Annotated in this window: 26 protein-coding genes; 16 read left to right on the top strand and 10 right to left on the bottom strand. The window is 66.5% G+C overall.

The features are described from left to right. Window positions 1-105 precede the first annotated feature (105 nt). Window positions 106-2,106 (bottom strand): MutS-related protein, encoded by a 2,001-nt coding sequence (locus AC6I6X_RS06585; protein WP_497929722.1) that lies wholly within the window; start codon window positions 2,104-2,106, stop codon window positions 106-108. A gap of 78 nt (window positions 2,107-2,184) precedes the next feature. Between AC6I6X_RS06585 and AC6I6X_RS06590 the strand changes: the two genes are divergently transcribed. Continuing rightward, the gene (locus tag AC6I6X_RS06590) at window positions 2,185-3,768 is read left to right on the top strand and encodes a SagB/ThcOx family dehydrogenase (RefSeq protein ID WP_497929723.1); all 1,584 of its coding nucleotides are present in this window, start codon (window positions 2,185-2,187) and stop codon (window positions 3,766-3,768) included. 18 nt (window positions 3,769-3,786) lie between these two features. Here the strand turns inward: AC6I6X_RS06590 and AC6I6X_RS06595 are convergent, their stop codons facing one another. Continuing rightward, a complete protein-coding gene (locus AC6I6X_RS06595; protein ID WP_497929724.1) occupies window positions 3,787-4,566 on the bottom strand; it encodes a TrmB family transcriptional regulator in 780 nt (259 codons plus the stop codon). A gap of 177 nt (window positions 4,567-4,743) precedes the next feature. Here AC6I6X_RS06595 and AC6I6X_RS06600 point away from each other — a divergent pair, with 177 nt between their 5' ends. Beyond that, window positions 4,744-4,974 (top strand): hypothetical protein, encoded by a 231-nt coding sequence (locus AC6I6X_RS06600; RefSeq protein WP_497929725.1) that lies wholly within the window; start codon window positions 4,744-4,746, stop codon window positions 4,972-4,974. 54 nt (window positions 4,975-5,028) lie between these two features. Here AC6I6X_RS06600 and AC6I6X_RS06605 read toward each other — a convergent pair whose 3' ends face one another. Then, a complete protein-coding gene (locus tag AC6I6X_RS06605) occupies window positions 5,029-5,370 on the bottom strand; it encodes a hypothetical protein (RefSeq protein WP_497929726.1) in 342 nt (113 codons plus the stop codon). 86 nt (window positions 5,371-5,456) lie between these two features. Next, complete coding sequence (locus tag AC6I6X_RS06610; protein ID WP_497929727.1) at window positions 5,457-6,395, bottom strand: metallophosphoesterase family protein; 939 nt, start codon at window positions 6,393-6,395, stop codon at window positions 5,457-5,459. 224 nt (window positions 6,396-6,619) lie between these two features. Between AC6I6X_RS06610 and AC6I6X_RS06615 the strand changes: the two genes are divergently transcribed. After that, on the top strand, window positions 6,620-7,714 hold the full coding sequence (locus AC6I6X_RS06615) for a glutamate-cysteine ligase family protein (protein ID WP_497929728.1): 1,095 nt from the start codon (window positions 6,620-6,622) through the stop codon (window positions 7,712-7,714). Between the two features lie 113 nt (window positions 7,715-7,827). Here the strand turns inward: AC6I6X_RS06615 and AC6I6X_RS06620 are convergent, their stop codons facing one another. Beyond that, the gene (locus AC6I6X_RS06620; protein WP_497929729.1) at window positions 7,828-8,397 is read right to left on the bottom strand and encodes a DUF6789 family protein; all 570 of its coding nucleotides are present in this window, start codon (window positions 8,395-8,397) and stop codon (window positions 7,828-7,830) included. 118 nt (window positions 8,398-8,515) lie between these two features. Here AC6I6X_RS06620 and larE point away from each other — a divergent pair, with 118 nt between their 5' ends. Both larE and AC6I6X_RS06630 read left to right on the top strand, forming a co-directional pair. Continuing rightward, complete coding sequence (gene larE, locus AC6I6X_RS06625; protein WP_497929730.1) at window positions 8,516-9,454, top strand: ATP-dependent sacrificial sulfur transferase LarE; 939 nt, start codon at window positions 8,516-8,518, stop codon at window positions 9,452-9,454. Between the two features lie 241 nt (window positions 9,455-9,695). Next, window positions 9,696-10,052 carry a hypothetical protein gene (locus AC6I6X_RS06630; protein ID WP_497929731.1) on the top strand — a complete coding sequence of 119 codons (357 nt, stop codon included), beginning with the start codon at window positions 9,696-9,698 and terminating at the stop codon, window positions 10,050-10,052. Window positions 10,053-10,171: 119 nt separating this feature from the next. Here AC6I6X_RS06630 and tatC read toward each other — a convergent pair whose 3' ends face one another. Then, window positions 10,172-11,359, bottom strand: a complete 1,188-nt coding sequence (gene tatC / locus AC6I6X_RS06635) for a twin-arginine translocase subunit TatC (protein WP_497929732.1) — start codon at window positions 11,357-11,359, stop codon at window positions 10,172-10,174. A 153-nt stretch (window positions 11,360-11,512) separates the two neighbouring features. Here tatC and AC6I6X_RS06640 point away from each other — a divergent pair, with 153 nt between their 5' ends. The 3 genes from AC6I6X_RS06640 to AC6I6X_RS06650 all read left to right on the top strand — a co-directional run bounded on the left by AC6I6X_RS06640 (window position 11,513) and on the right by AC6I6X_RS06650 (window position 14,439). Beyond that, complete coding sequence (locus tag AC6I6X_RS06640) at window positions 11,513-13,870, top strand: twin-arginine translocase subunit TatC (RefSeq protein WP_497929733.1); 2,358 nt, start codon at window positions 11,513-11,515, stop codon at window positions 13,868-13,870. 82 nt (window positions 13,871-13,952) lie between these two features. Beyond that, on the top strand, window positions 13,953-14,129 hold the full coding sequence (locus AC6I6X_RS06645) for a CopG family transcriptional regulator (protein WP_497929734.1): 177 nt from the start codon (window positions 13,953-13,955) through the stop codon (window positions 14,127-14,129). 52 nt (window positions 14,130-14,181) lie between these two features. Beyond that, window positions 14,182-14,439 (top strand): hypothetical protein, encoded by a 258-nt coding sequence (locus AC6I6X_RS06650; RefSeq protein ID WP_497929735.1) that lies wholly within the window; start codon window positions 14,182-14,184, stop codon window positions 14,437-14,439. Between the two features lie 60 nt (window positions 14,440-14,499). On the opposite strand, the gene AC6I6X_RS06655 is transcribed toward AC6I6X_RS06650, so the two are convergent. Then, window positions 14,500-15,285: a 23S rRNA (uridine(2552)-2'-O)-methyltransferase gene (locus AC6I6X_RS06655; protein ID WP_497929736.1), complete on the bottom strand. Its 786-nt coding sequence runs from the start codon at window positions 15,283-15,285 to the stop codon at window positions 14,500-14,502. Between the two features lie 260 nt (window positions 15,286-15,545). Here AC6I6X_RS06655 and AC6I6X_RS06660 point away from each other — a divergent pair, with 260 nt between their 5' ends. The 3 genes from AC6I6X_RS06660 to AC6I6X_RS06670 all read left to right on the top strand — a co-directional run bounded on the left by AC6I6X_RS06660 (window position 15,546) and on the right by AC6I6X_RS06670 (window position 16,774). Beyond that, window positions 15,546-15,839 (top strand): UPF0175 family protein, encoded by a 294-nt coding sequence (locus AC6I6X_RS06660; protein ID WP_497929737.1) that lies wholly within the window; start codon window positions 15,546-15,548, stop codon window positions 15,837-15,839. Then, entirely contained in the window at window positions 15,839-16,327 is a 489-nt protein-coding gene (locus tag AC6I6X_RS06665) for a PIN domain-containing protein (RefSeq protein ID WP_497929738.1), read from the top strand. Before AC6I6X_RS06660 ends, AC6I6X_RS06665 begins: the two co-directional genes overlap by 1 nt. 261 nt (window positions 16,328-16,588) lie before the next feature. Beyond that, window positions 16,589-16,774, top strand: a complete 186-nt coding sequence (locus tag AC6I6X_RS06670) for a hypothetical protein (RefSeq protein ID WP_497929739.1) — start codon at window positions 16,589-16,591, stop codon at window positions 16,772-16,774. 134 nt (window positions 16,775-16,908) lie between these two features. On the opposite strand, the gene AC6I6X_RS06675 is transcribed toward AC6I6X_RS06670, so the two are convergent. Continuing rightward, window positions 16,909-17,103: a hypothetical protein gene (locus AC6I6X_RS06675; protein ID WP_497929741.1), complete on the bottom strand. Its 195-nt coding sequence runs from the start codon at window positions 17,101-17,103 to the stop codon at window positions 16,909-16,911. On the opposite strand from AC6I6X_RS06675, the gene AC6I6X_RS06680 reads away from it, so the two are divergent. The 3 genes from AC6I6X_RS06680 (at window position 17,015) to AC6I6X_RS06690 (ending at window position 19,057) form a co-directional block, all read left to right on the top strand. Beyond that, entirely contained in the window at window positions 17,015-17,629 is a 615-nt protein-coding gene (locus AC6I6X_RS06680) for a PhnE/PtxC family ABC transporter permease (protein ID WP_497930491.1), read from the top strand. The genes AC6I6X_RS06675 and AC6I6X_RS06680 overlap by 89 nt on opposite strands. A gap of 106 nt (window positions 17,630-17,735) precedes the next feature. Then, window positions 17,736-18,479, top strand: a complete 744-nt coding sequence (locus AC6I6X_RS06685; protein WP_497929742.1) for a DNA polymerase sliding clamp — start codon at window positions 17,736-17,738, stop codon at window positions 18,477-18,479. Between the two features lie 266 nt (window positions 18,480-18,745). Continuing rightward, complete coding sequence (locus AC6I6X_RS06690; RefSeq protein ID WP_497929743.1) at window positions 18,746-19,057, top strand: HalOD1 output domain-containing protein; 312 nt, start codon at window positions 18,746-18,748, stop codon at window positions 19,055-19,057. 71 nt (window positions 19,058-19,128) lie between these two features. On the opposite strand, the gene AC6I6X_RS06695 is transcribed toward AC6I6X_RS06690, so the two are convergent. Then, window positions 19,129-19,989, bottom strand: coding sequence for an alpha/beta fold hydrolase (locus AC6I6X_RS06695; protein WP_497929744.1), 861 nt, complete (start codon window positions 19,987-19,989; stop codon window positions 19,129-19,131). A gap of 246 nt (window positions 19,990-20,235) precedes the next feature. Between AC6I6X_RS06695 and priL the strand changes: the two genes are divergently transcribed. Next, a complete protein-coding gene (gene priL / locus AC6I6X_RS06700) occupies window positions 20,236-21,315 on the top strand; it encodes a DNA primase regulatory subunit PriL (protein ID WP_497929745.1) in 1,080 nt (359 codons plus the stop codon). A gap of 111 nt (window positions 21,316-21,426) precedes the next feature. Here the strand turns inward: priL and AC6I6X_RS06705 are convergent, their stop codons facing one another. After that, on the bottom strand, window positions 21,427-21,690 hold the full coding sequence (locus AC6I6X_RS06705; protein WP_497929746.1) for a DUF7472 family protein: 264 nt from the start codon (window positions 21,688-21,690) through the stop codon (window positions 21,427-21,429). 287 nt (window positions 21,691-21,977) lie between these two features. Here AC6I6X_RS06705 and AC6I6X_RS06710 point away from each other — a divergent pair, with 287 nt between their 5' ends. Continuing rightward, window positions 21,978-22,622, top strand: coding sequence for an SWIM zinc finger family protein (locus AC6I6X_RS06710; RefSeq protein WP_497929747.1), 645 nt, complete (start codon window positions 21,978-21,980; stop codon window positions 22,620-22,622).

Raw genomic sequence — 22,622 nt, forward strand, 5'->3', positions numbered from 1 at the left:
CGCTCGATCGGGGCCGAGCACGCGCTCGAACCCGATAGGGGGTGCGTGGTCACCGGCGAGAGGACGCGTCCGGCGTCGGACGACCACGCGGAGCCGAGACGCGGACTACTCGAACTTCTCGAGCAGGCGATCGTAAAAGAGCGCCTCGCTCTCGCCGGCGAGTTTCTCGACGATCAGTTCCGGGGTCGATCGGGCGAGGTGGTCCTTGACGGGCGATCGGTTCACCTCGAGTTCGCCGTCCACGAGCCCTACCGCCTCGATCCCGTCGACGGTGACGTCGTGGTCGGCCATCTCGCGGATCTCGCCGGCCAGGTGCGAGACGAACACCGCGGTCGCGCCGTTCTCGGAAAGCGCCTCGAGGATACCTGCGATGATCTTCGCGCTGGCTCCGGGTTCGGTGATGCTCTCGAGTTCGTCCACGAGGACGAGCGAGCCCTCGCCACCCTGGGCGAGATCGGCGAATTCGCGAACGGTCGACTCGAACGCGCCCGCGTCCAGCGTCCCCTGGGTCTTGGCGTGGTAGTGCAGATCGTCGAACCGCCGGAGGCGAACGTCGTCGGCGGGCACCGGCAGGCCCATGTGTGCGAGCACGACGACGCTCGCGACCAGGTCCAGCGTCGAGGTCTTGCCACCGCTGTTGACCCCCGAGAGGAGGGCGACGCCCGACACCTCGTAGTCGACGGGGTCGATCGCCGCGAGCGGTTCGTCCAGCAGCGGCGAGCGCCCGCCCTCGATCGCAAAGCCCGCGGGGTCGCCCCTGGCACCGGTGGGCTCCCAGACGAACTCGGGCATCGCACACTCGTACTCGCGGGCGAAGCGGGCGATCGCGAGTTCGACGTCGAGTTCGAGCGCGTCCCGGACCAGTTGCCGGGCCCCCTCGCGCTGGTCGGCGAGGTCGGCCGCGAGATCCCGTTTGAGACGACCGGCGCGGCGCTCCTTCGCGGCGGTGAGTTCCTCGCGAAGGCGACCGATCGCGTCCTCGTCGCGCTCGACCGGAAACGTCGGTTCGTCGCCGAAGGCGCGGCGGGCGATCTCGGCTTCGCCCTGATCGAGGTCGAGCGCCTCGACCAAGTGCTCGCGGGCGGCCTCGACGGCCGCGGCGTGCTCGTCGGCCAGTTCCCGCGACAGCAGGGAGTCGACCCCCGCCCCGCGTTCGACCAGCGAGAGGAGATCGGAGCCCTCGATCGTGACGTCCTGCTCGCGGATCGCCTCCCGGAGCCGATCGTTGGCGACGCTCTCGGCGGTCCCGGCCGCCGCGTCCAGGTCGTCGACCGCCGTCGTCAGCCGATCGAGTTCGTCGTCGCCCGCGACCGTCCCGTCCTCGGCGAGTCGCGAGAGGCCGTCCGCAAGCGCGTCTATGTCGCAGGCCGGGTCGAGGTCGGCTGCGCGGTGAACGTCGATCGCCGCCCGCAGGCGGTCCCGGTTCCGCGCGAAAAAGGCGAGCGGACGCTCGGGAACGACCTCCGCGGGGGTCTCGAGGGCGTCGGGCCGGACCTGTACGTCGCCCTCGACGGTGACGCCGGCGAACGACTCGTCGAGCGCGATCACCGTCGAGTAGCCGCGCGCGAGTTCGGCCAGCCCCTGCGCGTCCTCGACGACCTCGACGGAGAGTTCCGGGATCGCCGCCCGGGCCTCGCTGTAGCGCTCGGCGTCGGTCGTCGCCAGACAGCGCTCCCGGACCCGGACGTCGCCCGGGTTCGCGAGCGGTTCGACCCCCTCGAACGCGTCGAGGACGTCCGCGTCGTACTCGCGATCGATCGCGTCGGCCGCGAACGCCTGCACCTCCTCGATGCGCGATCGGCACGGACTCGGGTAGATCGTTTCCAGCCGCTGGGCCGCGTAGTCGGTGACGGTCCGCTCCTTGAGCAGGCCCAGCACCGCGCGGTAGACCTCGCGAGCGCGATCGGTCGCGAGGAAGCCGCCGGGATCGTCGTGCTCGCGGCGAATCGCGCCGCGGGCGATGCGGGCCGCCCGCCCCTGCGTGATCCCGGGTGCCTCCGCGATCCGCGCGACGTCACCCGATCGCAGCGCTCGTTCGGGGTCGTCGAGTTCCGACAGCGCCCTGGCGGTCTTCTCACCGACGCCCGGGATCGACTCGAGGTCCATTGCTCTCGACCGGGCTATTCCATCGAAGCGAGAAAAAGCTCCCGCCCGTTTTTTCGGGACGACGTGGTACCACCACTCATGCCAGTCGGCGCCCGCGAGTACCACGAACGGACGAAACACTCCCCGAGAAGCGTTCGCGAGGGAAGCCACGGCCTGAACTTCGACAACAAGCCGCGACCGTACAAGACGTACGTCGACCTGCCGACGCGGCCGCTCGCCGATCGGCTCCGCCCGCCCCAGCAGCCCGCACTCGCGGCGATCGCGGAGTCGACGCCGGACGGCGAGGGATCGAGAGCCGACGGGTTCGACGCCGATCGGGCCCACGAGCCGGATCTCGAGACGGTGACGACGCTCTGTTACTACGCCGCGGGGATCACGAAATCGATCGATCGGCGTGGCCGGACGCTCCTGTTCCGGGCCGCGGCGACGACCGGCGCGCTGTACCACGTCGATCTCTACGTGGTCTGTGGCGACCTCGGTGAGGGAGACGACGCTGACGGCCCGCCGCTCGAGGCCGGCGTCTACCACTTCGACCCGCGCACGCTGTCGCTGGACGTGCTCCGCGAGGGCGACTACCGGGGCGTCCTCGCCGCGGCCGCGGGCGACGACGGCGTCGCCCACGCCCCGTTCTCGATCGTCGCGACCTCGACGTGGTGGCGAAACGCCTGGAAGTACGAGGAACGGACCTTCCGGCACGCGTTCTGGGACTCCGGCACGACGCTGGCGAACCTGCTCGCGGTCGCCCACGCGCTCGACTACCGGGCCGAGGTCGTCACCGGCTTCGCGGACCGGCCCGTGGCGAAACTCCTCGGTCTCCACCCAGAACGGGAGGCGCCGCTGGAGATCGTTCCGATCGGCGACGGCACGCCGACGCTCCTGGCCGGCGTGACGGCACCCGAGCCGATCGATCCCGCCACCGAACCGCTCTCACCCGACGAGAAGGCGTTCCCGCTGATCCACGAGGCGTGGGCCGCCGGCACCCTCGCGGACGGGGACGAGGCCGACTCGTGGCGTGCCGATCGGCCGGCGGGCCCGATCGGAACCCGGGACCCGGGCGACGGCGATCGAATTCCCCTCGATCCGGTCGACCACGAGACGGCGTCGAGCCGGCCCCTCCACCGGACGATCGAGCGTCGCGGCTCCTGTCGCGAGTACGATCGCGAGGCGATCAGCTTCCGCAAACTGTCGACGGTGCTCGATCGGGCCGTTCGCGGGGTGCCGATGGACAGCCGTCGAGACGACGACCCGCCCCTCTCGTTCGTCGACCCATACCTGATCGTCAACGGCGTCGACGGCCTCGAATCCGGAAGCTACCAGTACCACCCCGGCGAGGGCGAACTCGAGCGACTGCGCGCCGGCGAGTTCCGGAGCGAGGCGGGCCACCTCGCGCTCGATCAGCGACTCGGTGCCGACGCCGCGGTCTGTCTGTACTTCCTGACCGATCTCGACGAACTCGTCGACGCCCTGGGCGATCGGGGCTACCGGGCGGCCCAACTGGAGGCGTCGCTGACCGCCGGTCGGCTGTACCTGGCGACCTACGCCCACCGCAACCTCGGCGGGACCGGATTGACGTTCTACGACGACGTCGTCACCGACTTCTTCGAGCCGCGAGCGACCGGGCAGACGCCGACGTTCCTCTACACGATCGGCCGACCGGCCTGACGGCGTGGCTGGCGGGACTCACGCCGCTCGATCGCCGGCGAGTCGCCACGTGAAAATCGCTCGAAGGACGACGACGAGACTGTTTCGGTCGCCAGCACCCCAGATCGCCGTCTCGCCGATCTCCGTCCCGTCCACGAGCGCACTGACGAGCGCCGTCTCCTCGTCGGTGATCAACAGGCTCCCGGCGGGCGTCTCGTCCCACTCCCAGAGCGTGTCGAACAGTTCGGCCGACGGCACCGTCTCCTGGATACGGTCCTGGACGTCGTCGGAGACGCCCGCCAGATGGATCTCGACCCCGCGATCGGCGGCGGTCTCGAGCCGCTCGAGGTGTTCGTCGGTGAGCAACTCGTCGACGGTCATGTAGACGATCTGCTCCTCGGCGTCGGCGATGAACTCGTCGATGCGCGAGGACACCGCCTCCCGACCGGTGACCGTCCAGACGCCGAACTGTTCGCGCTGGGGCTGGGCTGGTCCGATCGCCTCCAGACACTCCGCGAGTTCGGTAATGGTGTGTTCGCGCTGGGCGTTGAGCGTGCGGACGATCGTCTCCTCCGAGACCACCGTGAATTTTCGCGGCGTCGTGTGCTGGATGTCGATGAATCCCCGCTCGTGGAGTCGATCGGCCGCCTCGTACACGCGAGTCCGGGGGACGTTGTTGACGCGGGTGATGTCCTGGGCGGTCCCCGTCCCGAGTTGAAGGAGATTGATCAGCGTCTGGGCTTCGTACTGGGAGAGTCCGAGTTCCTGAAACCGGTCGAGTGCCTCGGCTTCGGCTTGCTCTTCGTCGAACGACACCATACGAGAGCCGACGACGGAGAGTCGGAAAAAGCCACCACCAGCCGACGGAGGCCGCTCGGGAGGACGGATGCGGCCGGCACCTGCTCGCGGACTGGCATTCCGGTTACCGAGACGCCCGCGCGAACCCCTTGCGCGCTCCGGCGGGTCCGTTATCCCGTCGGCGGGCCAACGACGGGTATGGGACTCACGAAACTCCTCCGCTCGAAAGCGACCCGATCGCTGACCGTCGTCTCCGTCCTCAAAGACGCGAAAACCGCGCTCGATCGCGGGAATCGGACGCGAGCGATCGCGTTGCTCGGCGTCGCGGTCCTCGCCTGGAAGTGGACGGTGGTCGGCCTCGCCGCACAGGGCGTCGTCAAACTGCTCCGGGCCGGTCGGGGCGGATCGCCGCCCTCGAAACCGGCGTAGACGGCGGTTCGACGGGTTCGACGGGAGTCACCGTTCGTCACCCGAACACCCGCACTAGTCGCCGAAATCCGCGTCGTCGAAGTGCTCGTTTGCCAGGTCGTCGATCAGATCCGCGATCTCGTCGGCTTTTTCGTCGTCCAGATCCTCGACCGCGCCAATCCCGTGACCGCCGCTTTTGGCCGTGCTGAGCGCGTTCTTGTTCAGGTTCCCGTCAGGATCGACCACGGGGAGTTTGAGATCGGTGAAGTTCTCCGGCGGGAACCCCGACGCCGAGAGGATGAAGTGGTCCGCCACCTCGCGCAGATCATCAGTATCGAAATCCTCGAGTTGCGGCTCGTCCCACTCATCGGTGGTCGTCCCCGAGAACTCGGGGTCGTGCATCTCGTAGTCCGTCATCGCCGACGCTACGATCGGCCGAAAAATCGGCGTGATCCTTGCAGATGCAGGACATTGAGACGGGGTACAGCGGTGCGAACCGGCACCTACGCGAAATCGTCGACGAGCGGGAACGTCGCCAACTGGGCCGCCGAGAGCAACACCCGATCCTTCTCGTAGCCGTGCGCGATCGACTCGACCATCCCGTCGCCGTCCGTCAGCGGGACGAACCGGACGATCGTGCCCCGCTCGTCGATTTTGAGCACGAGGAGCCCGTGCGGAAACGACGAGACCGCCGGCACGGTGAGTTCCGTCACGCCGTCGGCGCGCTCGATCGCGGGGAAGTGGAGGTGGCCGGTGACGACCAGCGCGACGTCGTGGCTCGCGAGGAGTTCGACCAGCGGTTCGGGATTCGAGAAGCCGGGGACCTCGCCGGCGACCGGCAACTCCGCACGGTAGCGCTCGTAGAGGTCGCCCGTCGCCGGCAGGTTGTGGTGGACGACGACGATCGACGCGTCGGCGTCGGCGTCGGTCAGCGCCTCGTCGAGCCACATCAGCTGTTCGGCGTCGATTCGCCCGTCCCACGTCTCCGCGGGCGAACCGGGGGTCGCGGCGTGACTATCGAGGCCGAACACGGCGAGGTCGCCGAACTGAATCCGGAACGGGAGGCCGCCCGGCGTGTACCGGTCTTCGAACGACCGAATCGACAGCGACTCGCGGTCGTCGAACGTCGTCGGGTAGTCGTGGTTGCCCGGTACCGCGACCGCGGGCGGATCGAAGGCGGCGAGGTCGTCGAACAGGTCGAACTCCGCGGGCACGCCGTTGCGCGTCAGATCGCCCGCGACGACCACCCCGTCGACGGCCCGCTCGTTCACGGCCCGGACGGCGCCGCGAAGGTGCCGTTCCGTGCGGTGAAACACCTTCCACGTCCCGGTCGCGTCCGTCGCGAGGTGGACGTCCGAGAGGACCGCGATCCGTGTCGGCTCGGTCGCCGTCGGCCGATCGAGACGGGCGAGCGGTTGTCCGGAGTGGGGTCGAACGGTCATCGATCGATCGAACGGGACGGAGGCCGGTAATCTTCACCCCATCGCTCGCGGCGTCGAGCGGCGACGTCATATACCGCAGGCGGCTGCAGGCCCGGCCGATTCGGCGAAACGCGTCCGAATTGTGACAACGGAGACCGACGCAAGATTTTCACCGACCGATTCGATCGAATCGCCGGGACAGGACCCGAATCGCCGAGCAGATCCCGTTCGAAGAACCCCGAGCAATGAACACGAGCCTCGAAGTCGAGTACTGGGTGATCGATCGAGACGGCGCCCTCACGTCGCCGGGCGACCTCACCGACGTCTCCGAGCGGACGGTCGAGGAGTTCGTCGAGCCGGTGGTCGAACTGAAGACGCCGCCCTGCGAGTCGATCGAGGAGCTCCGGCGACGGTTCCTCGAGGAACTCGACGACGTCCTCTCGCGAGCCGACGAGGTGGACAAGCGACTCGTCCCGCTGGGGACGCCGATCAACTGTGACGGGATCACGCGCCGCCCCGGCGAACGGGCCCGGATCCAGAAGCAGGTCGTCGGGTCGGACTTCGACTGTGCGAAGCACTGCGCGGGAACCCACATCCACGTGGAGAAACGGAACGTCACGGACCAGCTCAATACGCTCATCGCGCTGGATCCGGCGCTCGCGCTCGTCAACTCGTCGCCGTACGTCCAGGGCGATCGCGTCGCGAACGGCGCACGCGCCTACTGGTACCGAAAGGAGGGGTATCGACAGTACCCGAAACACGGCCAGCTCTGGGCGTACGTCGAGACCGTCGGCGAGTGGCACCGCCGCCTCGAACACCGCTTCGAGGAGTTCAAAACGGCGGCGATCGAGGCCGGCGTCGACGAGGCGGCGGTCGAGGAACACTTCTCGCCCGACGACGTCGTCTGGACGCCGATCCGGCTCCGGGACTCGATGCCGACCGTCGAGTGGCGATCGCCCGACGCCGCGCTCCCGAGTCAACTGCTTCGACTGACCCGTGAATTCCGGGCCGTGATGGAGCGACTCCACCACACCAACGTGCAGATCGAGGTCCGGCCCGGCGAGGAACCCGGTCGCGTCGCGAGCGACGGCATCTCGCTCCCCGAGTTCGACACCACCTGCGACCTCGCGGAAGCCGCGATCCACGACGGTCTCGAGGACGACCGCGTCACCGCCTACCTCGATCGCATGGGATTCTCGGTCGGTGACTACCACCCAATCTCGACGCGGATCGACGGCCGCCAGTACGTCACCAGGAGCGACGCCCGCGACCTGCGACTCGAGTACGCGAGCGCGCTCGAGGCCGACGTCGACGCACTCCTCGGCGCGATCGAATCCTGAACGCGGGACGCTCATAGGGATTATCGTAGCCAACCGGAGATCTCGAAACCCAGCCTTCGGCGCTGTGTCTCGATTCTTCAGCGAGAAACTATGAACTCCTACGATAATCCCTATCAGTTCCCGTCCCTGTACTCGTACTCCGCCTCGGGGTCCTCGACCCCCTCGGTTCGCGATCCGATCCAGGCCCCCAGCGAGAGTCCGTAGACCAGGTGCCCCGCGTGGAAGAGGGCGAGTTCGTCGCTGTCGAGTCGGATCCCGAGCAGTTTCTTCAGCATGAACTGCGAACCGAACGCGGAGAGCACCAATCCGTAGACCGACCCCCAGATGAGGCCCCGCTGTTCGGGTTCGATCGATCGCTCCGCGTCCTGAAGCGCGAACAGGCCGCCGAAGAGCGCACCCGCCTGGATTCCGTACGCGAAGTGCAAGACGAGTCCGGCGATCGGGTGCTCCTCTGGATCGCCGCCGGTGACGTACTGTGCCCAGAAGTTCGCCGACGGCGGCAGCGAGCGCAAGATCGGTAGCCGGAACGCCGTCATGATGAGCGTGGCGACGAACCCCGCCTGTAGCCCGCGAATCGCCGCATAGGTCGCGTGTTCCAGCCGCGATTGCTGAGCCATCGCTCGTGGGCCTTCCCGAGATTCGCTCGTCGTTCGGAGCCGTTGGACGCGGTCTCGCAGAGACATCGCTTCGCGGCGTGTACCACCGACGGCGCCTTAACCCCCCGGCACGCGGTGTAATGCCGGCCTCGTCGATCGGGCCGACGACAACGCGCTTTTGCCCGTCCGGGACGAACGGGGGGCCATGACACGGGTCGAGGCGAAACTCGAGGCTGCCCGCGACGACCTCGCAACCCACGACGGCGTACTGGTCGCGTTCTCCGGCGGGGTCGACTCCAGCGTGGTCGCCGCGCTCGCCCACGACGCCCTCGGCGAGGACGCGGTCGCCTGCACCGCACAGAGCGAGACCCTCCCCGAGGCCGAACTCGCGGACGCGAAACGGGTCGCCGAGGAGATCGGTATCCGCCACGAGATCGTCGCCTTCTCGGAACTCGAGAGCGACGACTTCGTCGCGAACGACGACGATCGGTGCTATCACTGCCGAACGATGCGGCTAGGCGAGATGCTCGAGACGGCCCGCGACCTGGGCGTCGAGACCGTCTGCGACGGGACCAACGCCGACGATCCGGGCGCGGGCCACCGGCCCGGTCTGCAGGCCGTCGACGAGCTAGACGTCTACTCGCCGCTTCTGGCACACGACATCACGAAGGAGGAGGTCCGGGCGATCGCCGACCACTACGGCCTCTCGGTCGCGGACAAACCCTCGATGGCCTGTCTCTCCTCGCGCATTCCCACCGGGCTGTCCGTCACCGAAGACCGACTCACGCGGGTCGAGCGGGCCGAAGCGCTGCTCCGGCAGTGGGGGTTCGACCAGTTCCGGGTCCGGGACCACGACGGCCTCGCGTGCATCGAGGTCTCGCCCGACGAACTCGATCGCGCGCTGGAACTGGAGTTCGTCGAGACGGTCCGCGCGGAACTCTCGGAGATCGGCTTCGACCACGTCACCCTCGACCTGCACGGCTACCGGACCGGGAGCGTCAGTCCCGGAGGGGAGAGCGAGACCCAGGACGAAACCGCCCACGGGGACGAGCGCGAGCACGAGACCGACCGGGATTCCAAGACCGGAGTCGACGACCCCGTCGTCTCCGACGTCTTCGCGGCCGACTCGCGAACCGACGACTGATACTGACGATCGATTCCGCTGGAAGGGGTTCGAACGTCGATCCCGCGACGATGCTACTCCGGCCACGTCACGGACCACAACTCCCCGATCGTCCGAATATATCTGGATGGAGAATACGACCGTCCAGAATATAACCGGGTTTTGCGTAGTGAGGTTATCGATAGACGTGTTTCTTAACTCACGTCCGATAATATTGCACAATGCGATACGGACGTCACCGTTCCCGGGGTAGAGGTGATCGATGGACGCCGACCTGCCGCCGAACTGGACGATCGAAGAGTGTCGGACCTACACCGCAGCCAGCAGCGATCGCGAACTGGAGTACCGGATCTACCGCCACGAGTCGGGCGACCTCCGGGTAAAGATCGCCCCGGCCTCGCTCGACGGCGAGGAACACCCTGGCTATACGCTCACCGTGACGAGCTATCCCGGCCTCGAGTTCTCCGAGACGACTCGGGTCAGGACCGTCCTCCGATTCGAACGCTGTGACCGGATCGGTCGCCAGTTCATGGCCCTCTTTTCGGCTCGCTACGACGGGCCCGGGTCGCTCGAGGACGCCCTCGAGTACGCCGCCGATCGGACCCGAGAACATCGATAGGAGCGATCGCCGCGCCGATCACAGTAACCGACGGTCCGCAATCGCTGGGGCCGATCGACCGGTCGAACTGGCGATCGGGTTCGGGACCGCACCGATCGCTCGAAAAGCGCCGACAGACGTCACTCCCGCCCGACCCACTTCAGCACCAGGAGCGTCCCTTCGAACAGGAGGATCATCGTGATCGCGACGAGGATCGGTGCCATCCCCGTCGGGTCGAACGCGAACATGAACGCCAGCCCCGCGAAGGCCGCCCAGAAGTACAGTCGCTTCTGGGCCAGCCAGCGGCGGGTGGTCACGCCCATCATGATCGCGAGCATGATGAACAGCGGAATCTGGAAGACGATCGCGAGAAAGCCCGTCAGCGTGATGATCAGGTTGAACGTCTCACCGAGCGCGTAGGCGATGCCCGCACTCCCCTCCGCGTAGTAGGTGAAGTACTGGAAGAGGATCGGCAACACGAGCAGGTACGAGAACACCATCCCCAGTGCGGCGAGCACGACGCTCGTCGGGACGGCCGCGAGGTAGTACTTCCGCTCGTGGGGGTACAGCCCCGGCCGCATGAACAGGTAACACTCGTAGACGAACGCCGGTAAGGCGACCATGATCCCCAGTAGCGCCGAGAGCTTGATCCGGGTCAGCCACAGCTCCAGCGGGTGGTAGATGTGCGGCGACGGCAGTTCCTCGGCGGTGTAGGGAAAGACGTTGAGCCAGATGTGCTCGATCGCCTGTGAGGCCCACAGCAGTCCGATCGCGGTCCCGGCCGCGCCGACGAGGAGGACGACCGCCAGCCGGAGCACCATCTCCTCGATGTGATCGGCCAGCGGCATCTCCTCGTCGTCCGGGGGCGTCGAGATCCCGCCGACGTCGGTGTCGTCCGGATATCCCGGGCCACCGGAGCCGGGTTCGGGACGGTCGCTGACGACACCCTCGCCGTCGGTCCGGGCCTCGATCGAGTCCTCGTCCGCGTCCGTCGCGGAATCCTCGTCCGCGTCCGTCGCGGAATCCTCGTCCACGGTCGATGCGTCGTCGATCGCCTCGTCCGCACGCTCGTCGTCAACCGCCTCGTCCGCGTCGCCGGAGAAGATCGACTCGTCAGTTCCGTCGTCCGCGGCGGGCAACGATCCACCCGCGTCAGGGTCGGCGTCGTCAGTCCCGTCGTTGAAAACGGAGTCGACGTCCTCCCCGAAAAACGAACCGGTGTCCGAGTCGTCGTCGCGGTCGGCGGACTCGCTCGCTCGATCGGCGGGTGCCACCTGCGGCTCGTCGGATCCGTCATCGTCAACCCTCTCGTCCGACTCGTCCGGCATCTATCGGGATATAGATAGGCCGCCGGTTATAGGCCTTTTTCTTACAGAGACTGTGAATCGTTGACAAGGTAGTGGCAGGATACGCGTCCCGCGCTCGACGGCTCGCCTACTCGAAAGGTTGATAACCGGATGTCAGTTACCAACGAGCAGTCAATGAGTTCTGCCGTCGACGAGGACACAGCCCGAGCCATCAACACCGGCCGGGAGACGCTCGGCGCACTGTTGTCGAGCGTGCAGACGCACCTCCAGAAGGTGTTCATCGTGTTCGTGATCGGTTTCATCGGCTCCTTCTACGCGCTTCGCGTCTTCATCTGGGACTTCCTCGAGACGACGGCAAAAGCGGAGATGGGCCAGGAGGTCGCCGACGCGACCACCATCATCACCCGAACGCCGTTCGAGGTGATCCTGTTGCAGGCCAAGATCGGGATGCTCGTCGGCGTCATCGTCGCGATTCCGGCGCTGCTGTACTTCTCTCGGGACGCGCTCCGCCGCCGCGGCATCCAGTCGGCCGTTCCGATCACCAAGTGGTACGCGGCTGGATTCGTCGCGATCTCGCTCACCCTGTTCGTGATCGGCGTCACCTACGCCTACGCGATCTTCTTCCCCTACGCCTTCGACTTCCTCGGGGCCGTCGCCCACGACGCCGGCGTCACCCCGAGCTGGGGGATCACCGAGTTCACCGAGTTCATCGCCCTGCTGACCCTCTCGTTCGGTCTCGCGGCACAGCTGCCGCTTCTCATGAGCGTGCTGTCCTACACCGAGATCGTCCCCTACGAACTGTTCCGTGACAAGTGGCGACACGCGATCGTCGCCATCACGGTCTTCGGGGCGTTGTTCTCCCCGCCGGACCCGTTCACGCTGGTCATGTGGGCGCTGCCGCTCGTCGGCCTCTACGTCTTCAGCCTCGGACTGTCGAAGGTCGTCACCAACATGCGTCGCCGCGGGGCCGCCGAACTCGACACGGGAGCCGGGTTCGTGAAACGGCGACTCCTCCAGTTCGTCGGCGCGCTGGCGATCGTCGGCGTCGGGACGGCCGCCTTCGTCAACCAGGACGGCTTCGACCAGCTAGAGGAAACCGTCTATCCGATGGTGCCCGCCCCCTACCGGCCCGAGGGAACGTTCGGCCTCGAATCGATCGCGGCCGAGTACGGACTGCTAGGTGACGCCGCCGTCGGCGCTATCGTCGCGGCTGTCGTCGGCTTCCTCGTACTGATCGGCTACACGCTGAAGGTGTTGCAGTCCCCGGTCTACCCCCGCGAGGGGGACCTCCGGAACGCGGACGACCCCGACGACGTCGATTTCGAGACGCTCGCGGCCGAGGACGTCGCGGAGGTGCCGACGCAGGTCTTCCTCGCGATGGAGGAAGAGGAGGCCCTCGAGTACTCCCGGCAGGCGATGTACGACGACGATCGGGCGAAGGCGGAGGCGATCCTCAACCGGTTCGACTCGCTCGAAGACCAGCGGGGTGCCGACGGAAGCGACGGAAGCGCTGCGGGCGGGGCCGCCGAAAGCCCGTCCGGCAGTGGTGCGGCCGCCGAAGGCGGCGACGAGGAGGAGAGCCTCTTCTCGAGCACCGCCGCCGGGATGCTCGATCCGTTCACCGAGGAGGAGACGACCGAGGAGGACATTGGCGGCTACGCCTACGACCTGGCCTTCATCGTCGACAGCCTCACCTCGAAGACGATCTACATCGTGGGCGTGTTCATGGCCGTCCTCGCGGGCACGTTCCTCGCGATGTACCAGGGCGGGTTCGGGATCATCCTCGCCCAGTTCGTCGATCGCGTCCCCGACGAGGTGCTCGCCGAGGTGACGGACAGGGACGTCTCGGAGATCGCCGCCGCGGATTCGCCGGCCGAAGTGACCGACCTCATCAACGAGATGGGGCTCGTCGTCGCGCTCCACCCCGTCGAGGTGCTGATCTTCATGGTGAAGGTGAGTACGATCCTCGCGTTCATCGCGGTCGTCCCGCTGATCTTCTACTGGGGCTGGCCCGCGGCCAGGGAGCGCGGCCTCGTCCGCGGGGACCAGCGCGTCTTCCTCGTCTGGGGCGGGACGCTGTTCGCCGGCTTCGGTCTGGGGCTGTTCCTCGGGTTCTACTGGGTCGCACCGGCGGTCATCTCGTATCTCATCACCGACGCCGTCCAGAACGGGATGGTCGTCTCCTACCGGATCAACAGTTTCTCGTGGCTCGTGATCTACACGACCCTCGGGATCGGCTTCCTGTTCAACATCGTCGTTACGATGGCGCTGTTCCACGTCGGCGGCATCGTCAACTACCGAACGATGCTCGATCGGTGGCGGCCGGTCATCGTCGGCATCTTCACCGTCGCCGCCTTCGCCAGCCCGAAAGGCATCCTGACGATGCTGCTGGTGGCGATCCCGATCGCGCTGACCTACCTGCTCGGTCTCGCCGTGCTGTACGTGCTCACGCTCGGCGGACGACTCTTCGGCGGTGGCGGCGCGAGCGGCACAGAGCCCGACCCGGAGGCCGACGCCGCCGCGGCCGAATAGGAGCGCGAACGCGTCCGGCCGATCGTCGTTCGTGACGCCCGAGAAACGACGCTTAAGGCGTCCGCCTGCGAACGCCCCGCACATGCCCAAGATCAGCGTCGAAATCCCACAGGAGTTGCTCGACGACCTGGACGACCACGTCGGGGACGACGGCAAGTTCGTCAACCGAAGCGACGCCATCCGCGCGTCGATCAGGAAGACGCTCGACATTCTGGACGAGATCGACGAGCGCCACGATCGACTCGAAACGGACGAATAGTGTTAGCGCTCGGCAAAAGCAACTAAATAGATCCCGGTGAACGCCACTGGTAATGGCAACACAGAGTGGCGATCAGTGTGACCGAACGTCCACCGAAACGATCGACCTGCCGGCGACCGAGGCAACCCAGCGCGCGCTCCACGAGGCGATCGGGCACCTCTACGACGAACTCGCGGTGACCGGCGACGTGGCCGCCGCGGAACCGGACCGCATCCCGGGAGTGGTGTTCGAGGGAATCGAGGACCTCTACGTCGCGACCGCGGAAGAATCGATCGAGAGCGTCGAGATCAGGTACGAACTGGTAAAGTAGAGGAGAGCGCGACCGAGGTCAGCGGCGACTGGCGACGTCGACGCGCCGCCCGATCGGCGGTCAGTCCCGATCGACGAGTTCTGCGAACCCGAAGTTGGGCTTGACGTCCTCGACGCGAACCCGGACGGTATCGCCGGTCTCGGTATCCGGAACGAACAGTCGGTAACCATCGACGGAGGCGATGCCGTCGCCCTCGCTACCGACGTCGACGATCTCGACCTCGAGTTCGTCGCCCGGCCGGATCGGGGCCGTGAGTCGGCCTTTCGCGACGAGGTAGATCTCTGACGACTCGTCGCGAGACGCCTTCGGGGCCGTCGCGCGGACGTACTGGAACTCGTCCTCGACGTCCGCCCGGAAGTCGTCGACGTCCGGCCCCTCGAAGACCTTCACGACGAAGTTGCCACCCGTATCGAGGAGTTCGAGCGCCGTCTCGAACGCCCGTCGCGCGAGGTGGAGCGATCGGGCCTGGTCGAGCGAGTACTCACCGGACATGTTGGGTGCCATGTCGGAAACGACCGCATCCACGGGACCGCCCGCAGCGTCGACGACCCGTTCGCGCGTCTTCGCCTCCGTCATGTCGCCGCGAATCGTCTCGACGCGATCGTTCAGGGACGAGTCGTCGAGGTCCTTGATCCGCTGGAGGTCGACGCCGATGACGCTTCCGGGCGGGCCGACCTTCTCGGCGGCGACCTGCAGCCAGCCGCCGGGTGCGGCCCCGAGGTCGACGACCGTGTCGCCGCCCGAGATGACGCCCTCGAGGTCGTCGAGTTGTTTGAGCTTGTAGGCCGCCCGCGATCGGTACCCCTCCTGTTTCGCCCTGTTGTAGTACATGTCTCGTCGTGTCATGGGAGGCCCACCCGATTGTATCGGTCGCGTGTCCCCGACGAATTCACGTTCATATTCGTTGTGAGACGGGCGACCCGGAAAGGCCCGTCGGATGCGAGGCGGGCTGCTCTGGAAACTCACTCCGCGCAGCAAACTCGAGAGTACTCTGACGTCTGTCCGGATTTCGCACGGTCGTCTGGTACTACGGAAAGATGAGTTCCCAATTCGGATGCGATCCGGCGTTACATCTATACCGTATCGTAACGTGGTAAATCGTAACGATGAAGACGGTCACAACGCGCATTCCGGAAGACGATGAGGAGGCGCTCGCCGAACTGGAGGCGGAGATGAGCGCGGACAGGTCGGAGGTGCTCCGTCGTCTCATCCGACAGGGGCTCGACGACTGGCGCACGGAGCGGGCACTCGACCGGCTCCGAGACCACTCCATCACTCTCCGGAAAGCGGCCGAACTGGCGGACGTCTCGTACGTCGAGATGCTGACGCTCGCCTCCGAAGAAGGGATCGACGTGGGGTACACGACTGACGACCTCGAACGCGACCTCGATCGCATCTAATGGTCGTCGTAGATTCTTCCGCGTTGATTCCGCTCGCGTGGGTCGGGCGACTCGACCTCATCTCGACCGCCTTCGAGGACATTCGGACGACCGAGGAGGTTCGAGAAGAAGTCCTCACCGAGGGAAAGCGCGGTACCGCGGCGCTCGACGAGTTTCTGGAGGGCGTCGCTGTTCACAACACGCCGGAGGCAGCCGACGAGGTGGCGTCGATGGAGGGGATCGCGGTGGCCGACGCGTCGGTGATTCTGCTGGCCGAAGACGACGAGGAGATCCTCCTCGCCAACGACAAGGGGCTCATCGAGGTCGCCCGGAGCCACGGTGTCGAGTGCTGGTGGGTGACGACGCTGTTGCTCAGTTGCACCAAAGAAGGTGATTTGACGGCCGACGAAGCGACTGACGTCCTGTACGACCTCGCGGACGAAGGGATGAATCTCCACCCGAAAGTCTACGCGCAGGTGCAGAAGAAACTCCGAGAACGTGGGAACTGAATCAGCGTGTCCGGGCAACTGGGGAGACGTGTCCAGTTAGTAGTCACAACAGCCGGGACGAATGGTTGTAGCAGTCGTCTCGTCGTGTCATAGGCACGCCACCGAATTTAGCGACCTGTACTGGTCGTAAGTCGCCGACGAATTCGCATTCATATCTGTTGGGACGCAGTCCGAGATCTACGGCGACATCGACACCGAAGGGATGGTCGTGGTGAGAGACGACGACGGGTCCTCCGCCGTCGACAACCAGGGGGCAGTCTGATGAGCGGGACCACCGCAACCGACCCCGAATCGGGAGCCGACGCCACCGACCGCGTCGTCGATCGACTGGAGCGGATCCGCCACTCCCGTCGCGTCCAGGCCGGCGTCGCCGCGGGCCTCGTCGTCGCCATGCTCTTCGCCCAGGCACTCAGCGCGGTCGGTTTCTTCACCGAGAGCTACCAGTAGGACTTCTTCTTCGAATCACTCCGTGACTTCTTTCCGATCACGCTGTACGCCGGCCGGTTCCCGTTCCTCGACGTCCAGCAGTACTGGGCGTTCATCTCCGACCGGAACCTCCTCTTCGATCCGGCGAGTTTCGATCAGTTCGTCGCGAACCCGATCAGCTTCGTCTTCGGGACCAGCCTCGGGATCTTCTCGATCTTCAGTGAGGCGGGGATCACGCTGGCGATCGGCTTCACCGGGACGATCCTCGGCTTCCCGCTCGCGTTGCTGTTCGGCATCCTCGGCTCCGAGCGCGTGACTCCTTTCCCCTTCAACTTCCTGTTCCGGAGCACGATGTCGGTGATCCGGTCGATTCCGGCACTCGTGTGGGCGCCGATCTACATTCCTCTGGTCGGATTGACGCCACTCGCGGCGCTGCTCGCCGTCGGTACCGATACGGTCGGGAATCTCGGCCGCCTGTTCACCGACGAACTCGAGGAGATCGAGGACGGCCCGATCGAGGCGATGGAGACCACCGGCGCCAGTCGTCCGCAGGTCACCGTGTTCGGGATGCTGAGCCAGGTGCGGACCTCCTTTATCGCCTGGACGCTGTACATCTTCGAGATCAACGTCCGCATCGCCGTCTCCCTGGGGATCATCGGCGCCGGCGGACTCGGCGAGATCCTCGACATTCAGCAGGGACTGTTCCAGTTCACCAACGCGATGGCGACGCGTTTGTGTATCTTCCTGCTGATCGTCTCCGTCGAACTGTTCAGCCAGCGGATCCGATCGCGCCTCCGGGCGGACGACGAACCGATGGGTCTCGGCGAGTTGCTCCTCGGATTGCCACAGCGACTGATCGAGTCGCTCGCGCGCTGATCGGCGCAGCCCGACGCGCTCCGTGTCCCCGTGGCGGGACGCTCCGGCGGCCCCGCCCGCGCGTAAAGGGTGGCTTTTTATGGCAACCGTCCGTACCCCGACGCATATGTTCAAGGCCATCGTGAGCGCGGAAACGCTCACCAGCGCGCTCGACTCGGTGAGTGTGCTGGTCGACGAGTGCAAGATCCACCTCGAGGAGGACGGCCTCGAAATCCGGGCCGTCGATCCCGCGAACGTCGGGATGGTCGATCTCTCGCTCGATTCGGCAGCGTTCGAATCCTACGACGCTGACGGCGGGCTGATCGGCGTCGACCTCTCCCGGCTCGAGGACATCGCGGGCATGGCCGAATCCGGCCAGTTGATCCAGCTCGAACTCGACGAAGAGACCCGGAAACTCCACATCCAGATCGACGGGCTCGAGTACACGCTCGCGCTGATCGATCCCGACTCCATCCGACAGGAACCGGACATCCCGGACCTCGACCTGCCCGCCGAGGTCGTCCTCGAGGGCAAGGACGTCAACCGATCGGTGAAGGCGGCGGACATGGTCTCCGATCACATCGCGCTCGGCGTCGACGAGGACGAGGAGTACTTCTACGTGGACGCGGAGGGCGACACCGACGACGTCCACCTCGAACTCACCGGGGAGGACCTGATCGACCTGCAGGTCGGCCCGGCCCACTCGCTGTTCTCGCTGGACTACCTCAAGGATATGAACAAGGCCATCCCGAGCGACACCGAGGTCACCCTCCACCTCGGCGAGGAGTTCCCCGTCAAGATCTACTTCGGCTTCGGGGACGGACAGGGCCAGGTCACGTACATGCTGGCACCGCGGATCCAGAGCGACTGATACGGGTTGCTGTAACGATTTACCGGCGCAACCGCCGCCCGGATCGCGGTTGCACCGGAAATGACATACAGTAAACCGCATGAGACGGACGCCATCCGTCAGTTCCGGCACACCCGTGCCCTGCAGTTGTGCCGGGAAACCGACACCGAAGACCGTACGAGACGACCGAACCGCGGATCCGCTCGTTCCCCGGTGATCGAGCTACCCATATAAAAGCGCCACATGGGAACCACCCCTTCTACCAGTATCGCCGCAGTAGGGAGCGTATGCCCTCCAGAGACGACGCGAGTCACCGCGAGGACGCCTTCGTGACGACGTTCGATCCCGGTGCCGGCGAGCGAGCGAGCGACGCCGTCGTGACGGCAGTTGCGTCGCTAACCGGCGACGAACCGGCCGATCTCGTCCCGCTGTACGACGTCGTGGAACCGGACGCGCTCGACGCCCTCTGTGCCCACGCCGATCGGACCGGCGGCGACTCCGTCCACCGGCTGTGGTTTCCCTACGAGGGGTTCGACGTCTGCGTCCGCAGCGACGGCGAGGTGCGCATTCTCGAGACGCAGTCGACCGCGAGCGCGTAGTCCGACGGCGTAAACCTGGCAGCGCGAGCGCGGCCCCGCGCCGACGGTTCGGGCGTGCCCGCGGCGATCGCTCACTCGTGTTCGGCCAGAAACGACAGCAACGCTTCGTTGACGCGGTCTGCATCCTCGATGAAGAAACAGTGTGACCCGCCTTCGACGAGTTCCAGCCGTGCGCCCGCGATCTTTTCGGCCAGGAGTTCGCCGTTTGCGACCGGAACCACCCGATCGTTCGTCCCGTGGCAGACGAGCGTGGGGACGCGGATCCCGTCCAGCCGATCGCTCACGTCGAAGTTCAGGACGGCGGCGGTCTGGGCCTCGCGTGCAGGGTCGCTCGCGTCCTGTTCGAGTCGCCACTCGATGATCCGGTCCATCAGGTGCGGGTTCCGGTTCGTGAATCGCTCGTTGAAGGCCGGTCGCATCCGGTGGCGGAGCGTCTCGCGCTCGTTCGCGCCGGACGGGACGTCGAAGATCCGTTCCCGGGTCTCCTCGGGGACCGGGACGGCGTCGGGTCCGCCGTGGGTCGTACAGCAGAGAGTGAGCGTCTTCGCCCGCGAGTACTCGAGCGCGTACCGCTGGGCGATCATCCCGCCCATGCTCGCGCCGACGACGTGTGCGTCGTAGATCCCCGCGTCGTCGAGCACCGCCTCGAGGTCGGCGGCCAGGCCGCCGATCGAGTAGCCCGCGAATTTGAGGAGCAACGGGGTCCGGAGTTTGCCGGGGAGCCGCGGGAGAAGCGGCGGCAGACCCGCGTCCGATCGACCCGTCCCGCGGTTGTCCGGGGCGATCACGCCGTACTCGCCGGCGACGGCCTCCCGCTGCCAGCGCCACATCCACCGCCCGTACCCGAGCCCCTGCACGAAGACGACGGGCGTTCCGTCGCCGTCGTCGCGCTCGTAGTAGATCGACACGCCGTCCCGAGTCGCCCGTGGCATACCCGGAGTGACGTGTCGGGAGCCCTTGAAATCGACCCTCCCGACGCGGGCCAATCAACAATTACTCTCACGGCCCGCCGCGGCCAGCGGCCGACGGGCGGCCTCGTAGGGTGGTAAAATCGATTTACCGCCGTCGCCGGGATCCGATCGATTCACGACGATCTATCGGGAGAGAAAGACAGTCACGTCGATCGAGGGACCTGGCAACCAGCACGTTTACCCTGCCGCAGTAATATCTCGTTACCGATGCAGCGACTGTACGCCCGGTACCCGTTCCTCGAGGCCACCCGCGACGCCGTGGCGACGGAGGCCGTCGATCTGGCCACCGTCGTCGAGCAGGATCGGGCGGTCGTCGACCGCGCCCGCGAGCGCGTCGTCGCCTCGCTCGAGGACGGCGAGACCGGTGATCCGCGCCGCGACGCGCGCGTCGAACTGCTCTCCTATCCGGTCGCCCGAGTGCTCGTCTCGATGGTCGACGAGCGGGTCCTGATCCGGAAGTACGCCCGCGCCGAGGCGGCGACGGCCTACGATCGGTTCACCGACGACCTGACGGACACGACGGAACTGAAGAGCGTCGACTCGACGGGACTCGACGTCGACGCCCTGCTGGCCGAGTTCGATCTCCGGGACGCCGTCAGGGAGACGGCAGACGGGTACCGCATCGACGTCGGAACCTACATTCCGCTCGCGGCGGATCTCTGGGCGGACGAGTGGCGACTGGTCAACCGGGCACTGGCCGACGGCGAGGTACCGGTCACGGAGTCGGAACTGCTGACCCTCCTCCGGGAGGCGATCCGCGATCGGATCGAGGACGGACTCCCGTTCGAGGTCCCCGACGCGATCGCGACGGCACTGGAGGACGAGGCCGCCGAGATCCGCGACGTGCTGGCCGACCTCGAGTTGACCCGCGAGATCGACACCGTCGTCCCCGACCTGTTCCCGCCGTGTATGAAGGCGCTGCTCGATCGGATCCAGAAGGGCGAGCACCTGCCCCACCACTCGCGGTTTGCGATCACCGCCTTCCTGACGAGCATCGGAATGGGGACGGACGAGATCGTCGACCTCTACCGCGTGAACTCCTCGTTCGGCGAGGAGATGACCCGCTACCAGACCGACCACATCCGCGGTGACACGTCGCCGACGGAGTACTCGCCACCCTCCTGTGCGACGATGCAGTCCTACGGCGACTGCGTGAACAAGGACGATCTCTGCGAGACGATTCCGCACCCGATGGCCTACTACGAGAAGCGGATCGACGACGCCGACGACGACGAGATCGAGGACTGGCGCGAGACCGACGGCGAGAGCGCCTCCGCCGGCGACTGAAACGGTCCCCTGTACCGGGTTCCCGGCGCAACCGCAGGACGATCGCTTCGCGATCGGCGTCACCGGTCGCTATCGACCGCACCGAAACGAGAGAGTGAGAGAGTCGACGCTTCAGACCGCGTTCTGGCTGTCGGCGTCCTCGTCCGGGTCGAGGCCATCGTCGGAATCGTTCAGGACGTACGCCAGCCCGATCCCGACGGCGGTTAGCAGAAAGATGAAGCCGACGATCGCACCGACGAGCATCTCGCCGCCGTCGCTCGAGAGGCTTCCGTTGTCCCCGCCGTACATCGTCCCGATACCGATCATAATCCCGAGCATCAGGAAGACGGCGGAGACGGCCACGACGATTTCGATGAGCTGCTCGCGTTCGACCATTGTACGTTCGATTTCTCCGGCCCGGTCAAAAGCGCTTCGAAGGGCGGTTCGCGGGCGTCGCGCCGGAACCGCTCGCGCTGGCCCGTAGCGGCCGAGCGGGGGGGTCGATCGACGTCGCGGCGCACCCGACCCGATCGAGTATATAAAGGGGCGGCTGGAGCATGCAGGCGCGGTCGTTATACCGATCGAATCCCTACTCGACTCGAATAGCCGCTCGATAGCTCAACCGCCGGCACGACCGCCGAAATCGCCGCTCGCGGCCGCTGTCGGCCACCCTCGACGCACCCATGAAAACAACAGCGTCACCGAAAGCACCACTGCAAGTTCCGTCCGAGGACCACCTCGAAGAGCGATCGCGCCGCGCCCGCACCGAACCGATGTCCGTGCTGGCGCTCGGCGACGGCCTCTACGAGATCGAATCGGCCAGCGACCACACCTACCTCGTCGACCTCCCTGCGGGCCGGTGTACCTGCCCGGACCACGTCTTCCGCGGCGTCCGGTGCAAGCACATCCGCCGGGTCGCGATCGAGATCAACGAGGGACGGTCGCCGCCGCCAGGCCAGATCGCCGTTGAGTGTCACGACTGCGAGACGGCGGTCTTCGTCGACGAGGATCGCGACGGACCGGTCTACTGCGACGACCACGAGATCCGGCCGGGCGATCGCGTCGTCGATCGCGAGACGGGCGATCGACTCACCGTCGTCGACGTCTCCGTGCTCCGGGCCGACGCCGTCCGGATTCGGCCGGAGGGGACCACCGTCGCCGAGTACGGGACGAACGAGAACTACGACCCGGACGTTCCCGTCGTCGGCGCGATCTACCCGCACGCGACCGTGGCCCGGAACGGCGTCGTCCCCGAGTCGCTGAAGGTCTACGTCTTCCCGCGGACGCGTCTCGAGAAAGCGACGGAAGACGTAGGCCGGCCCCGGTGA

The sequence above is a fragment of the Halosolutus sp. YCN4 genome, from assembly GCF_059736495.1.